Here is a 14,027-nt window from a genome sequence, read left to right as displayed (position 1 = left end):
CGAGTGATCAAGACCGTCGCCCGCGACGCCTACGGCTTCCGCAACCCCATCAATCAGCGACTACGCACCCGCTGCGCCACCACTCGACGAACCCGAGGACACCTCAACCCCCGCTAACTTCGCTGAGTCCCTATACGGTAAGTGAATTGCCAATCAGTATCTAATTTCATTCGCGAGATGGGTAATTAATGAATAATGGGTCGGCGACGGACATTGCGACCAGCCCGATTGTAGGGCTTGTTGTTGGCTTAATCTTCGTGCTCGTCTCAAGTTTGTTGGCTGCTATCGCCATAACGCAGATCAGAGGTGGCTCATCTCGTCCACGCTGGCCGCATCCACATCTCCCTTTCCGGTCTTTACGTCGATACCCGCGCTACTCGTTGGTCATCCTTGGAGTAATGTTCGTCGCGGGTGCGCTGGCTGTCGTGCGCGCTTCCCACGTTCTGATCGTACGATGATTGGTATGGAACTCTCGCGTCGAGCTGCATGGCATCGCGTTAGGGGTGCCGTTGCGAGTCGTGGTTTCTGTGGAAGTTGATCTGATGATCGGGAGTGTCGGTGAGGACGTCCCTGTTTCGGTGCTGGTGAATACCGTGGCCGATTTGGTCGGCGAAACATTTCGGCCAATTGTGGGAAGCGCCGGGGTTATATATGAGGGCGAGCGGCCGGATGGTTGGGTCTGGGTCAAGGAAGAGCGGGGAGATGCCGGACCATTCATATCTCACCCATATGCACTCGACATCAGGCTCCGCGAGCCTGAGGATGAATTGCCGCTGTTGGAGGGCGTCTACCGGGCACTGGTTGACTCCGGAAATTACAAGGTAATCCTATTTGTTGATGACAATTGTATTCGTGGATCGCATTTTGACTGTAAAGATTGGTAGTATCTGGGCTTGGTCTTTGGCCTGCCGTCGTGGGGCATGGTGGACAAGGCATTTACGTTCTCCCGCCGATACTGAGGGCGGACTACCGGTAAATAGAATGCACGGTCGCCCTATTCGCCCGTTTTGAGGGCGCTGCCGGCGGTAGGATGCGCAATGCCAGGCGGCGAAGGCGGCTAGTGCGGTGTCCACGAAAGTTGCCGGGGAAGGTCCGTTGCGGCGTGCTGCGTGGCGGCTGTGACGATGCGTCAGGGTAGGTGTGGGTGGTGGTGGTTGACGCTGGGTGGCGGGGTCGGGTGGGGCGAGGTGAGGGGTGGCTTCCCTTCGCTCTGCTTCAGCGGTGGAAACACCGACGTTGACCTGGCTCGTTTGGGTGGCGGAGATCAAATTTTGGGTGCGAGTGGTGTGCACGCTCAGTGTCTGTTGCCTCTGGTGAAGCAGAGCAAAGGGAAGTGGTGAGGGGTGGGTGGGTCGCGGTTGGCGGCACCGGCAGTGATTCTCGGGGTTGACGCCGCCCCAGGACGGTCGACCCGGCGAACGTTGGTGGACACCGCACTAGTCGTGATGACCGACCAGCGATCAGTCTCGGACACGCACCGGTTACGGCACCCGGTGTGCTGTGACATTTTCCGCGCCACCCTCGGGTACATCGCCATCGTCTACGCGGTGTGGCTTTGTTACTACGCCCTCACCGACCTTCCCGCTGGAGCTTTCAGGCCCGCCCCAGTCATATTTATTTTTAGCCTGTTTGCGACACTGGGCGCGCTGAGCCTTGTCGGCGTCCCAACCATCTTAGGCACCGTGTTCGTGCTGTTGCTTCGCCCGAGGATTCGCCTGTTGTGGCTTACGGTGATGTCGGTGCTCATGGTTTTCGCTCCATCGCTTTACTGGTGGGTCCAGCCGAACATAGATCACGAGTCCATGCTTATTCAGCTGATTGCCCAGGCTCTGTATTTGGCCTACCTGCTAATCACCCTGCGTCCAGCCCAGAACCACGGCGGTTGGGCGAGTGGGAGGCGGGCCTGTTGGTGACGTGCATTGTGCGTACGATTGCCGGGTGAGTGCGAAGATGGTGCGGCTGGATGAGCGGCAGAGGGCGTTGCTGGAGGCGGCCAGTCAGGCGGACGGGGGCAGCGCGTCGACGTTCGTGCTGAAGGCGGCTACCGAGACGACGGCGGACGTGGTGGCCGACCGGCGGGTGGTCCTGTTGGACGAGGCGGCCTGGCGGGTTTTCGACGGGGCGTTGCAGGGTCCGGCGCTGGAGGTGGCCGGGCTGTCGGAGTTATTGACCAGCCCGACGGTGCTCGACGACAATCCTCCGGCGAGCGGTGCGCAGCGGTGAGTGAATGATCTCATTGGTCGCCGAGCATGTGGACTTCGACATTCTCTCCAAGAATCTGTTCGACAAGTCTCGACGCGCTGCCGGAGAAGATCTCACCGAGACTGATCTGCATTACACGCTTTTTCCGTCGTGGGTGACCTGCGAGGTCGACGGAACGGTCATTATTGGTCCTCGACGGCGAGTTCCACTGTTTGACTTCTTGGCATGTGTTGCCCAGTCGATAAAGGCCATTCGCGCAAACGAGCCGATTTCCATTGGGTTCACGGAGGCTGCTGATCAGGTCTACTTTCGTCCAGTGGGCGGCGGTAAAGTTCAAATCTCGACTTCGGGCTCTGACCTTCAACTCCAAGTCGACCGCCTGGAATTGTCCGCTACCCTTGAGCGATTCCTTTCAAGTGGTCGAGCGCAGTTGATCGATAATGTCCCCGGGATTCAGCAGAACCCACACATTGGGAAGTTGGCCTTCTAAAAATGTCAAACATGCGAACGAGCGCCAAAGTGTCGCCGCTGATAACCAAATTCGTCAAGGCTGCCGATCCGCCGTTCAAGTCCCCAGGATTGCCGGTCGGGCCTCGGGGTGGCCGGAGGTGAGGACCCTGACCAGGCCCTGTCGCAGCATGGCGAGTTGGTGGTCAGGCAGGTCCAGTTCGAAGGTGACGTTCGTGGGCAGGCCGAGGGTGTTGGCGGCGTCGGGGGTTAGCGCCAGACGTAGCTGCCGATCGGTTACGTGGCACTCGCGCACGCCGCCGTAGTGTGTCGCCTGGCCGGGATCGACGACGAGGCAGTACGTGTCGTCTTCGAAGTCGCTCTCGTCGTCCGGATCCTCGTCGTCCAGGTCTTCCTCGTCCAGATCTTCGTCGAGAGCCGCCATGAACAGCAGGGACCAGGAGTCGGCCCGAGTGCTCTCGCGGAGGCCGATCACATAGCCGTCACTCGCATCCTCACCCACGTCCCGAAGGGTGGAGGGTGCGAAACCGTGCTCCGGTGTCAGGTGCATGCGGTGAGTCCTGCCGTCGGGGTGCAAGCCTGCGCCACGGGACGTCAGTCGTCCTTGGCCTGGTGCGGTCGGTGTTCCTTGATCCAGGCTTCGATTTCCTCGGCCAGCCAGACCTTCATCCCGCGCAGCTCCTGGTAGGGCTTGGGGAAGTGCGGGCGTAGAGCGATCTGCTGAAAGCGGCTACGGGAGACGTTGAGCCGTTCAGCGATCTCGTATGGCCCCATTAGCGGGCCCGGCCCACGTACCACCAGGTCAGAGTAGACATGTGAGGATATCTCTAATCGGTGACCCCCGACTGGTGACAAACTTCCAGGGGTCCCCTATTGACCAGGGGGCCGCTGTTGGGTCATCGTGGGCTGATGACGCAACGGGTCTCGGTTCAGGGGTTTCTGTCCGCCGCCGCGCTGGCGCTCGCCCGCCGGCACCGGCCGGTCTGGTCCGCCGGCCTGCGGCGGGTCGTCTGCCGGTGCGGGTCCGACCTGCCGTGCCGTACCCGGGAGGTGTTCATCGGTCGGCAGGACTGGCCGTCACACCGCCAGCTCGCCCAGGCCCTCGCCGTCCACCGGCGCGGCGAGGACGGGTTCTGCGTCGACTGCCGGATGGCGTTCGGTCCAGTCCGGTTCCCGTGCGCGCAGGCCCGGATCGCGGTGCAGACGTTCGCCGTTGAGCTGTCCGACCGGATCCTGGAGCATCTGCGGTGATGCCTTCTCCGGGGGATGTCGTGCGGCTCGGCCGGGAGGCGTCGGTGCAGTTCGGTGGGGACCGGGCACTGGTGCTGCGGGTAACCGTCGTGAACGACCGACCCACCTACGACGGCTGGGTGTGGCTCACCGGCTACGTGCTGGGGGAGACCGGCGAGGCCATCGACAAGCGGGAGGTGTTCGTCCAGGTCGCGGGGATCCAACCGGCCGGCGAGCCTACCGCGGTCGCTCCCGTCGCCCGGCCGGCCCGCGCCGTGGCCCGCAGGCCCCGTCGGCACCGCGCCGACACCCGGACCACCCCGCCCCAGCGAACCAGGGGGATCGACCCCGCGCTCGTGTGATCCCGACGAAGGCCAGCGCGCCCCGCGTTCCGCGACACGCCGACCCGCGGCCCGCGGGCCCTGTCACCACCAGCGGCGGCGAGGCGGGCGGACGGTCACCGAGCCGAACCGCACCAGGGCCCGTACGTCGATCACCGGTGCGCCCGGCTCCGGGCGGCCGGTCAGCTTGGACTCCTTCGAGCCGAACACCGCCGACCCGCTGAGCCGCACGTCGACGCCCTCCGGCACGAAGATGGTCACCGACCCGAAGATGGCGGTCGCCTCGATCACCGTCACCGGGTACTGCAACTGGGCGTCCTGCAACTCGATGTGGCAGTCCCCGAAGATCGATTTAGCGACCAGGTGTTCCGGAACCGGCCAGTGCCCCTTGCGGGACTCGTTGCCGAAGACAGCCACCAACCGCTCCGGCCCACCGGTGGCGAGAGCGCCCGTGGACAGAGCCGTAGAAGGCGCCGGCCGGGGTCGGACCACCGGCAGGTCGTCGGTGAGTTTCGCCAGCTCGCCGCGGGTCTTCGCGGCGTGCGCGGCGGTGGCCCGCTCGGCGTACTCGTCGAGGGTCAGCCGGCCCTCGGCGGCGGCCTGGCCGAGCAGCTCGACGACCTGCTCGCGCTCCGAGTCGGAGACCCGGATCCGGTCGATCCCGTCCCGCGGTTGTGGCTCCACGGACGCAGAGCCTACCGCCGGTCAGCGCCCGTCGTGGATCGCGTCGACGGCCTTGCGGGCGGCGATCAGCACGGGATCCCACACCGGCGCGAACGGCGGGGCGTAGCCGAGGTCCAGGCCGGCCATCTCGTCCACGGTCATGTAGTTCCACAGCGCCACGGCCAGGGCGTCGATCCGCTTGGCGGCCTCGGACCGGCCGACGATCTGCGCGCCGAGCAGTTGCCCGCTGCGCCGCTCGACGATCAGTTTGACGGTCATCGGCTTGGCGCCGGGATAGTAGCCGGCCCGGTTGGTCGACTCGACCACAACGGTGACGAACTGGTAGCCGGCGATCTCGGCCTCGGCCTCCAGCAGCCCGGTGCGGCCCACCTCCAGCTCGCAGACCTTGGTCACGGCGGTGCCGATGACGCCGGGGAAGGTGGCGTAGCCGCCGCCGATGTTGAGGCCGGCGACCCGGCCCTGCTTGTTGGCGTGCGTGCCGAGCGGGATGTGCACCGGCTGGCCGGTGATCCGGTGCACGGACTCCACGCAATCGCCGGCCGCGTAGACCCGGTCCATGCCGACCGCCCGCATCCGCAGGTCCACCCGGATCCCGCCGGTCACCCCGATCGGCAGCCCGGCCGCCGCGGCCAGGTCGGTGTTCGGGCGTACGCCGACGCCGAGCACCACCACGTCGGCCGGGATCTCGCCCTCGGCGGTGTCCACCCCGTACACCCGACCGTCGCGTACCCGCAGGCCGGTGACCGCGCAGCGGGTACGCACGTCGATGCCGAGCCCGTCCAGGGCCTCGGTGACCAGCGCACCCATGTCCGGGTCCACCGTGGACATCGGCTGGTCGCCGCGCTCCACCAGGGTCACCGACAGGCCGCGCTGGATCATCGCCTCGGCCATCTCGACCCCGATGTAGCCGCCGCCGACCACCACCGCCCGCTGCGGGCGCGGTTCGCCGTCCAGCCACTGCCGCAGCGCCGACCCGTCGTCCAGGGTCTGCACGCCGAACACGCCCAGCGCCTCGGTGTGCGCCCACGGCGGGATCCTCGGGGTGGCGCCGGTGGCGTACATCAGGATGTCGAACCGTTCGCGGACCTCGCCGCCGCCGGTCAGGTCGCGGGCCACCACCTCGCGTTTGTCCAGGTCGATCTCGGTGACCTGGTGCCGCAGCCGGACGTCCACCCGGTGGTCGTCCCGGAAGGTCTGCGGGCTCCGGGCGATCAGGGCGTCCCGGTCGTCCACCACCCCGCCGATCCAGTACGGGATGCCGCAGGCGGAGTACGAGGTGAAGTTGCCCCGCTCGAAGGCGATGATCTCCAGGTCGTCCGGCCCGCGCCGGCGGCGGGCCTGGGAGGCGGCGGCCATCCCGGCCGCGTCCCCACCGATCACGACCAGCCGTTCCGCCACGCGCCGCGCTCCCTCCGCCGGGCCCGGGCCACTCACCCCCGGGTCTGCCGTGCCAGGTCCTCGATCACGTCGATCATCTCACCGGTACGGGCGTACGTGGCCCGTTGTCGGGCGGCTCCGGTGCCGTGTCCCCGCAGCCGGCCCAGCAGTGAGGTCACCTCGGCCAGGTCGCCGTGCCGTTCCAACTCGGGCCGGACCCGCTCGAACAACTGCCGCATCAGGTGCCAGGCCGGCCGGGGCGTGGCGCTGGGCAGGTCGACGGCCAGCCCCTCCAGGCCGTCGTGCGCGGCCCGCCAGTGCGCGGCGGCGAGCAGGTGGTGATCGACCTCGGGCGCGGGCCGGCCGGCCTCGATGTCGGCCAGCACCGTGCCGACCAGGGCGCGCAGCAGGGCGGCGATCAGGATGGTGTCGTCCAGGCTCGGGCACACGTCACCGATCCGGATCTCCACCGTCGGGTACGACGCGGACAGCCGGGCGTACCAGTAGAGCATTCCCTCGTCCAGGATCGAGCCGGACGTGATCAGATCCTCCAGCAACTGCTGGTAGTGCGCGTACGAGCGCAGCGGCGGGGTCGGCGCGGTCGCCGGCCAGCGCTCCCACAGCACCGACCGCCAGCTCGCGTAGCCGGTGTCGACGCCCTCGTAGAACGGCGAGTTGGCGGTGGCCGCGTGCAGGATCGGCAGCCACGGCCGCAGGTGGTTGAGCACCTGGACGGCGACCTCCCGGTCGTGCACCGCGACGTGCACGTGCATCCCGTTGGTGCCCGGGCTCGGCACCAGCAGCCGGTAGCGTTCGATCATCCGGTGGAACCGGGGCTTGTCCATCACCGGCGGCACCGGGCCGGCCACCGGGCCGGTGCCGACCGCCAGCAGCCGTACGCCGGCGTCCGCGGCCGCCGTGGCGAGCCCGGCGCGCAGCAGTCCGAGCGAATGTCGCAGCGCCGCCAACTCCAGGCCGGGTGGGCTGCCGATCTCGATCTGGCTGGTCTGGAACTCGGTCTGCACCTGGCCGGCGAGTTCCGGCGGCACCTGCTCCAGCACCGCCTCGACCGCCGGGACGGCGGCCCCCGTCTCCGGATCGACGAGCAGGAACTCCTCCTCGACCCCCACCGTCAGCAGCTCGGGGGTCTCGACCTGCTCGGGCCGTACCTCCGCCGCGACTGGACCGGTCACCGCCACCACCGCCCGTTTCCGTCCTCGTTGGGCTCCGCCCGGATCCGGCGTCCCTGTTATGACTGATTACCCAGGGTCGCGAGGCACGGAAACGTAGCGGGGTCGGCAGGGGGCACGGCAGAGGGCCGGCCAGGGGAGCCGGCAGGCTCTACCATGGCTGCGCGACACTGACGGTAATCGGCTGTCGATCGGCCGTGGGGCATTCGCGCGTACCTGGGAGGTTTTCCCGTGTCGGTGACAGTGGCTCCGAGTACTCCCGTCGCGGCGCCCGATCCCCGGCCCAGTCGGCCGGACTGGCGTCGGCACGTACCCCGGGCCTTCGCCATCCTGATGCGGACGGTGGCGGTGATCTCCGCGCTCGCGGCGGTCAGCGCGGCCTTCCGGCTGGGCATGCAACCGATCCGGGCGACCATCGACGCGCTGCTGATCCCGGTCCCGGCCAACCTGGCGTACGCGGTCTTCGTGGGTGCGCTGGCCGCCGCGATCCGGCGCCGCAAGCGGGTCGCCTACTGGGTACTGGTGGCCTACTTCAGCATCGCGGCCGCGTCCGGCGTCGTCGCGGCCGGACTGATCCTCACGCTGCGTGACGAGGACCTGGTCGACGAGGCCGGCCGGGCGGTGTTCACCAAGTTCGACCAGATCGGCGTCTGGGCCGGGCTGGTCTTCGCGGTGATGTGCCTGCTGATCCTGGTGACCGCCCGCCGCGAGTTCTACGCCCGGGTCCGGCCGGCCAGCACCCGGCGGGCGATCGGTCTCTTCTTCGGCATCGAGGCGGTCGGCGTCGGCCTGGGCTACCTCCTGCTCACCGCCTTTCCGGGCAGCCTGGGCAGCGCGCAGGCCCGGTTGAGCTACGCGACGGAGAAGGTGTTCGGTGGGGCGATCACCGTCGACCTCACCCGGCACGGCCACCCGCCCGGCTGGGTCAACCTGCTGCTCGGCCTCTTCGGCGCGGTCGCCCTGGTCGCCGCGTTGCGCACCCTGCTGCTGTCCCAGCGGGCCGCCGCCGTGCTGCACCCCGACGACGAACGGCGCATCCGCGACCTGCTGGCCCGGTACGGCGACCGCGACTCGCTCGGCTACTTCGCCACCCGACGGGACAAGGCCGCCATCTTCTCGCCCACCGGCAAGGCCGCCGTCACCTACCGGGTGGTGCACGGGGTGACGTTGGCCAGCGGTGACCCGGTCGGCGACCCGGAGGCGTGGGGCCCGGCGATCGACAACTGGCTGGCCCAGGCCCGCGCCTACGCCTGGACACCGGCGGTGATGGGTGCCAGCGAGGCGGGCGCCATCGCCTACTCCCGGGCCGGGCTGAAGGTGCTGCACCTCGGCGACGAGGCCATCCTGCTGAGCAAGGACTTCACCCTGGACGGGCCGGACATGAAACCGGTCCGGCAGGCGGTCAACCGGCTCGAACGAGCCGGCTACACCGCCCGGGTCCGCCGGCACTCCGACGTACCGGCCGAGGAGATGGCCGCGCTGGCCGGCCTGGCCACCGCCTGGCGGGACACCGAGAGCGAGCGCGGCTTCTCGATGGCGCTGGGCCGGCTCGGTGACCCGGCCGACGACCGGTGCGTGCTGGTCGAGGCCATCGACGCCGACGACACCATCCGGGCGCTGCTGTCCTTCAGCCCGTGGGGTGCCACCGGCCTGTCGCTTGACCTGATGCGCCGCGACCGTGGCGCCGAGAACGGCGTCATGGAATTCATGGTCGCCGGCCTGATGCGTGAGGCGTCCCGGCTCGGCGTCGAACGGGTGTCGCTGAACTTCGCCGTGTTCCGGGCGGTGTTCGAGGAGGGCGCCCGGATCGGCGCCGGACCGGTGCTCCGGTTGTGGCGGCACACCCTGCTGTTCTTCTCCCGTTGGTGGCAGCTCGAGTCGCTGTACCGGGCCAACGCCAAGTACCAGCCGCACTGGTCGCCGCGGTACATCTGCTTCGCCGAGCGCCGCCAACTGGCCCGGGTCGGGCTGGCCTCGGCCATCGCCGAGGGGTTCGTCGCCGTACCGGGCAGCCCGGTCACCCCGTTGCACGGGCTGCCGCTGCCCGGCAACGCGGTCCGGCTGGTCCCGCCGGACGGCGGCGAGGTCGAACCGGCCGAGCCGGCCGGACCGCCGGCCCCCGTCGGTCCCGAGCAGATGCGGGTACGCCTGGCGAAGCTGGACCGGCTGCGCGCGGCGGGCGTCGAGGCGTACCCGGTGGGTTATCCGCGGACCGACGACTGCGCTGCGGTGCGCGGGCGGCATCCCGGCCTGGCGCCGGACAGTCGTACCGGTGAGACCGTCGGTGTGGCCGGCCGGGTGATGCTGCTGCGTGACCACGGCGGCGTCCTGTTCGTCACCGTCCGGGACTGGAGCGGCGACCTGCAGGTCATGCTCGACTCGGCGACGACCGGTGGCCTGGACCGGTGGCGGGCCGAGGTGGACATCGGCGACCACGTCGGGGCGACCGGCGAGGTGTGCACCACCCGGCGCGGCGAGCTGACCGTGCACGCGAGGTCGTGGCAGTTGACCGCCAAGTGCCTGCGCCCGCTGCCGGACAAGCACCGCGGCCTGGCCGACCCGGAGGCCCGGGTCCGGCAGCGCTACCTCGACCTGGCCACCAGTGCCGACGCCCGGGACCTGCTGCGGGCCCGCAGCGCCGCCGTGCACAGCCTGCGCCAGTCGCTGGTCTCCCGGGACTACCTGGAGGTCGAGACGCCGATCCTGCAACGGGTGCACGGCGGCGCCAACGCCCGGCCGTTCACCACCCACATCAACGCCTACGACCTCAAGCTGTACCTGCGGATCGCCCCGGAGCTGTTCCTCAAGCGGCTCGCCGTCGGCGGGGTGGAGCGGGTGTACGAGATCGGCCGGGCGTTCCGCAACGAGGGCGTGGACTTCTCGCACAATCCGGAGTTCACCGTGCTGGAGGCGTACCAGGCGTATGCCGACTACGACACGATGCTGCACCTGACCCGGGAGCTGATCCAGGAGGCCGCGGTCGCGGTGCACGGCCGGGCGGTGGCCAGGGCGCCGGGCGCGCCGGCCGACGACCTGGTGGACATCGGCGGCGACTGGCCGGTCCGTACCGTCAACGAGGCGATCTCGTCGGCGCTGGGCGACGAGGTCACCGCCGACACCGACGTGGTCATGCTGCGCAAGCTCTGCGACCGGGCGCGGATCCCGTACGACCCGAAGTGGGGTCGCGGCGCGGTGCTGCTGGAGATGTACGAGCGGCTGGTCGAGGCCCGTACCGTCGAACCGACCTTCTACAAGGACTTCCCGACCGAGGTCTCGCCGCTGACCCGGCAGCACCGGGACGATCCCCGGCTGGCCGAGCGGTGGGACCTGGTGGCGTTCGGGATGGAGCTGGGCACCGCCTACTCGGAGCTGGTCGACCCCGTCGAGCAGCGCCGCCGGCTCACCGCGCAATCGCTGCTGGCGGCCGGCGGTGACCCGGAGGCGATGGACCTCGACGAGGACTTCATCCAGGCCCTGGAGTACGCCATGCCGCCCACCGGCGGGCTCGGCATCGGCGTGGACCGGGTGGTCATGCTGCTCACCGGCCGATCGATCCGGGAAACCCTGCCGTTTCCGCTGGTCCGCGAGGCGTCCTGAGCACGGGACGCCGACGGCCGTAAGCGCTCACCGTCCGGATCTCGGACGCCGCCACCGGCGCCATCCTCGCCACCCGGACCGAGACGGTCCCGATCGTCCAGCCCGCGCCGGCGACCGACGGGGAGGCGTGACACGACCCACTACGCTGATCGACGTGCCTGAGCTTTCGGCGGTGGCGGCGTGCGGCTGGGCGTACGCGCTCACCCACCTCGCCACCGTGTCGACGCACCCGGCCGAGTCGATCGCCGGTGCCGCCGTGGCGGTGGCCGTGCTGCTCGCCCTCGGCGTGGCGGTCCGGGTCGCGCCCCGGCTGCCGGCCGGCGCCGACCCGGCCCGGGGCGTCGACGCGCTGCGTGACCGGATCCGGCGTGGCGGGGTGCCCCGGCAACTCGACCCCGACGCCGACGGCCGGCCCCGACCCCGCGCCCCGGCGCCGCGGCGGGTCGACACGTCCCGCCGCGCGTCGGTCCTTCCGATCCGCGGCGACCTGTCGGTCGCGTAGCGCGCCCGCCCTCCCCGCTCGCCGCCACGCGGCCGGTTCCGTCCCATCCGCGTCCCCCGTGGACGTCCTGGAATCGACCGAGGGGTCCCCATGTCAGCCATCGCACCACTCGACGCGGCACTGCACGCCGCGTCCATTGTCATCTCGGCGCTCGCCGCCGTCGTGCAGGCATCCACCGGACTCGCCGGCGCGGCGGGGCCGCTGTTCGGCGTACTGCTGGTGGTGTTGACCGTGTTGGCCTATGTGTCGTCGCGGCGGGCGCGGCGGCTGGCGGACGCGGCGTCGGCGCTGCCGGCGCCGGCCGGCGGGGGCGGGTCGGCGCTGCTGGCCCGGCTGCCCACCCTGCTGCCGTACGGGACGGTGCTGGTGGCGGCGGTGCTGCCGCTGGCGACGGTGCTCTACCTGGTCACCTCGACGGCGTGGACGGTGCTCGAACGGGTGCTGCTCCAGTAGCCCGCGGTCATCGACGGACGTGGGTCTTTACAGGAACTGTTAACAGTCCTAATAATTAATCTGTCGTCGGCGGTGGACACCCCCACCGGTCGGTCCCGACCGGGCCACCGCCGCGCAGTCCTGGAGGACCCCCGTGAGATCCCGAACGATCCGGGCGGCGACGTTCGCCACCAGCCTGGCCGCCGCGCTGGTCGCGGCGACCGTGCTGGTGCCGCCCGCCGCGTCCGCCGCCACCGCCGCCTTCGTCCGCACCTCCAGCTGGAGCAGCGGGTACGAGGCCAAGTTCACCGTCACCAACAACACGGCGCAGACCATCACCTCGTGGAACGTGCAGTTCGACCTGCCCGGCGGCAGCGCGGTCGGCAGCTACTGGGACGCCCTGGTCAGCACCGCCGGCCAGCACGTCACCGCCACCAACCAGTCCTGGAACGGCACCCTCGCCCCGGGCGCGACCACCAGCTTCGGCTTCATCGTCAGCGGCACCGGCGACCCGACCAACTGCACGGTCAACGGGGGCGCCTGCACCGGCGGCGGCGGCAACCCGTCCGGGCCCGGCACGCCGGGCGGGCTGCGGGTCACCGGCACCACGAACACCTCCGTCTCGCTGGCCTGGACCGCGTCGTCCGGCACGGTCGCCGGCTACCGGGTGTACGAGGGCTCCACCGTCCGGGCCACCGTGACCGGCACCTCGGCGACCGTCTCCGGACTGGCCGCGTGCTCGTCGCACGGGTACACGGTCGCCGCCTACAACTCGGCCGGCGAGTCGGCCCGCTCGGGCGCGGTGTCGGCGACCACCACCGGCTGCACCGGCGGCGGCTCCGGGGCGATGGCCGCCGCGCCGTACCTGTACCCCGGCTGGGGTGACCCGCCCGCCCCGGCGACGGTGATGAACGCGACCGGGGTCAAGTGGTTCACCATCGCCTTCGTGCTCTCCGGCGGCGGCTGCACCCCGGCCTGGGACGGCGGTGGACCGCTGACCGGCGGCCCGCACGCCAGCACCATCGCCGCGATCCGGGCCGCCGGCGGCGACGTGATCCCGTCGTTCGGCGGCTACAGCGGCAACAAGCTCGGTCCGAACTGCTCGTCCGCGGCGGCGCTGGCCGGGGCGTACCAGCAGGTGATCAACGCGTTCGGCCTGAAGGCGATCGACATCGACGTGGAGAACACCGACGAGTTCGAGAACGAGGCGGTCCAGGATCGGATCCTCGGCGCGCTGAAGATCGTCAAGCAGAACAACCCGGGCATCAAGACCATCGTCACCATCGGCACGGCCACCACCGGCCCGACCTGGTGGGGCACCCGGCTGATCAACCAGGCCGCCGCCCTGCAGGCCAACGTGGACGTGTTCACCATCATGCCGTTCGACTTCGGCGGCGGCGCGAACATGTACCAGAACACGGTGAACGCGGCCGAGGGGTTGAAGACCGCGCTGCGCAACGCGTTCGGCTGGTCCGACGCCACCGCGTACGCGCACATGGGCATCTCCGGCATGAACGGCCTCTCCGACCAGCAGGAACTCACCACCCCGGCGATCTGGACCCAGATCCGGGACTGGGCCGCCGCCCGCGGTCTGGCCCGGTTCACCTTCTGGTCGGTCAACCGGGACCGGGCCTGCCCGGGCGGCGGGGTCGTCTCCAACTGCAGCGGCATCGCGCAGAACGCCTGGGAGTTCACCTCGATCACGGCCCGCTTCGGCTGACCGCCCGATCCGACGGACCGAAGGGCCGGGGTCCCAGTGGTACTGGGGTCCCGGCCCTTTCATCGCCGCCACGATCGCCTTCGCTTGCCCTTCTGCTCATCCGACAGGCCGATCGTCGACTGGCCGCCCATCGGGGTGCCTTTCGGCGACCGTCAGACCGGGAGGCGTTTTCAAAACTCCATTGATAGTTTGATCCCAGGGCGGTCGATGTGACCGTGGGTGATCGTCGGGTTGTGTGACCGGGATCGCGGGTGTCGTGAATGGACGCGGCGGCCGTCGCCAGG

General features: G+C 69.6%; 15 protein-coding genes. 10 read left to right on the top strand and 5 right to left on the bottom strand.

Annotation, left to right across the window (positions count from 1 at the left end; all coding sequences use genetic code 11):
- Positions 1 to 518 precede the first annotated feature (518 nt).
- From ACFOX0_RS33085 to ACFOX0_RS33070, 4 genes are all read left to right on the top strand, one after another.
- Entirely contained in the window at positions 519 to 884 is a 366-nt protein-coding gene (locus ACFOX0_RS33085) for a hypothetical protein (RefSeq protein ID WP_377553423.1), read from the top strand.
- A gap of 561 nt (positions 885 to 1,445) precedes the next feature.
- A complete protein-coding gene (locus ACFOX0_RS33080) occupies positions 1,446 to 1,913 on the top strand; it encodes a hypothetical protein (RefSeq protein WP_377553421.1) in 468 nt (155 codons plus the stop codon).
- Between the two features lie 25 nt (positions 1,914 to 1,938).
- Positions 1,939 to 2,223 (top strand): type II toxin-antitoxin system TacA family antitoxin, encoded by a 285-nt coding sequence (locus ACFOX0_RS33075; protein ID WP_377553418.1) that lies wholly within the window; start codon positions 1,939 to 1,941, stop codon positions 2,221 to 2,223.
- Positions 2,224 to 2,227: 4 nt separating this feature from the next.
- The gene (locus tag ACFOX0_RS33070) at positions 2,228 to 2,692 is read left to right on the top strand and encodes a hypothetical protein (RefSeq protein WP_377553416.1); all 465 of its coding nucleotides are present in this window, start codon (positions 2,228 to 2,230) and stop codon (positions 2,690 to 2,692) included.
- A 75-nt stretch (positions 2,693 to 2,767) separates the two neighbouring features.
- On the opposite strand, the gene ACFOX0_RS33065 is transcribed toward ACFOX0_RS33070, so the two are convergent.
- Both ACFOX0_RS33065 and ACFOX0_RS33060 read right to left on the bottom strand, forming a co-directional pair.
- Entirely contained in the window at positions 2,768 to 3,172 is a 405-nt protein-coding gene (locus ACFOX0_RS33065) for an Imm10 family immunity protein (protein WP_377553414.1), read from the bottom strand.
- A gap of 92 nt (positions 3,173 to 3,264) precedes the next feature.
- The gene (locus ACFOX0_RS33060) at positions 3,265 to 3,444 is read right to left on the bottom strand and encodes a helix-turn-helix transcriptional regulator (RefSeq protein WP_377553412.1); all 180 of its coding nucleotides are present in this window, start codon (positions 3,442 to 3,444) and stop codon (positions 3,265 to 3,267) included.
- A 135-nt stretch (positions 3,445 to 3,579) separates the two neighbouring features.
- Here ACFOX0_RS33060 and ACFOX0_RS33055 point away from each other — a divergent pair, with 135 nt between their 5' ends.
- Entirely contained in the window at positions 3,580 to 3,921 is a 342-nt protein-coding gene (locus tag ACFOX0_RS33055) for a hypothetical protein (protein WP_377553410.1), read from the top strand.
- Entirely contained in the window at positions 3,921 to 4,262 is a 342-nt protein-coding gene (locus ACFOX0_RS33050) for a hypothetical protein (RefSeq protein ID WP_377553407.1), read from the top strand. The genes ACFOX0_RS33055 and ACFOX0_RS33050 overlap by 1 nt, the downstream gene beginning before the upstream one ends.
- A gap of 63 nt (positions 4,263 to 4,325) precedes the next feature.
- Here the strand turns inward: ACFOX0_RS33050 and ACFOX0_RS33045 are convergent, their stop codons facing one another.
- From ACFOX0_RS33045 to ACFOX0_RS33035, 3 genes are read right to left on the bottom strand one after another with little or no spacing between them, the layout of a single operon-like run.
- A complete protein-coding gene (locus ACFOX0_RS33045) occupies positions 4,326 to 4,925 on the bottom strand; it encodes a DUF1707 SHOCT-like domain-containing protein (protein WP_377553404.1) in 600 nt (199 codons plus the stop codon).
- A 21-nt stretch (positions 4,926 to 4,946) separates the two neighbouring features.
- Positions 4,947 to 6,323, bottom strand: a complete 1,377-nt coding sequence (locus ACFOX0_RS33040) for an FAD-dependent oxidoreductase (protein ID WP_377553402.1) — start codon at positions 6,321 to 6,323, stop codon at positions 4,947 to 4,949.
- Between the two features lie 32 nt (positions 6,324 to 6,355).
- Positions 6,356 to 7,495, bottom strand: a complete 1,140-nt coding sequence (locus ACFOX0_RS33035; protein ID WP_377553399.1) for a carboxylate-amine ligase — start codon at positions 7,493 to 7,495, stop codon at positions 6,356 to 6,358.
- Positions 7,496 to 7,729: 234 nt separating this feature from the next.
- Here ACFOX0_RS33035 and lysX point away from each other — a divergent pair, with 234 nt between their 5' ends.
- From lysX to ACFOX0_RS33015, 4 genes are all read left to right on the top strand, one after another.
- Positions 7,730 to 11,089 (top strand): bifunctional lysylphosphatidylglycerol synthetase/lysine--tRNA ligase LysX, encoded by a 3,360-nt coding sequence (gene lysX, locus ACFOX0_RS33030; protein ID WP_449288880.1) that lies wholly within the window; start codon positions 7,730 to 7,732, stop codon positions 11,087 to 11,089.
- A 154-nt stretch (positions 11,090 to 11,243) separates the two neighbouring features.
- Positions 11,244 to 11,591, top strand: coding sequence for a DUF6412 domain-containing protein (locus ACFOX0_RS33025; RefSeq protein ID WP_377553394.1), 348 nt, complete (start codon positions 11,244 to 11,246; stop codon positions 11,589 to 11,591).
- Positions 11,592 to 11,681: 90 nt separating this feature from the next.
- Positions 11,682 to 12,044 (top strand): hypothetical protein, encoded by a 363-nt coding sequence (locus ACFOX0_RS33020; RefSeq protein WP_377553392.1) that lies wholly within the window; start codon positions 11,682 to 11,684, stop codon positions 12,042 to 12,044.
- Positions 12,045 to 12,177: 133 nt separating this feature from the next.
- A complete protein-coding gene (locus ACFOX0_RS33015; RefSeq protein ID WP_377553390.1) occupies positions 12,178 to 13,743 on the top strand; it encodes a cellulose binding domain-containing protein in 1,566 nt (521 codons plus the stop codon).
- Positions 13,744 to 14,027 lie beyond the last annotated feature (284 nt).

Origin of the sequence: Micromonospora zhanjiangensis, from assembly GCF_042650605.1 — a bacterium.
GTDB lineage: Bacteria > Actinomycetota > Actinomycetes > Mycobacteriales > Micromonosporaceae > Micromonospora_J > Micromonospora_J zhanjiangensis.
The sequence above is the reverse complement of the archived record's forward strand: the minus strand, read 5'-3'. Positions and strand labels throughout refer to the sequence as shown.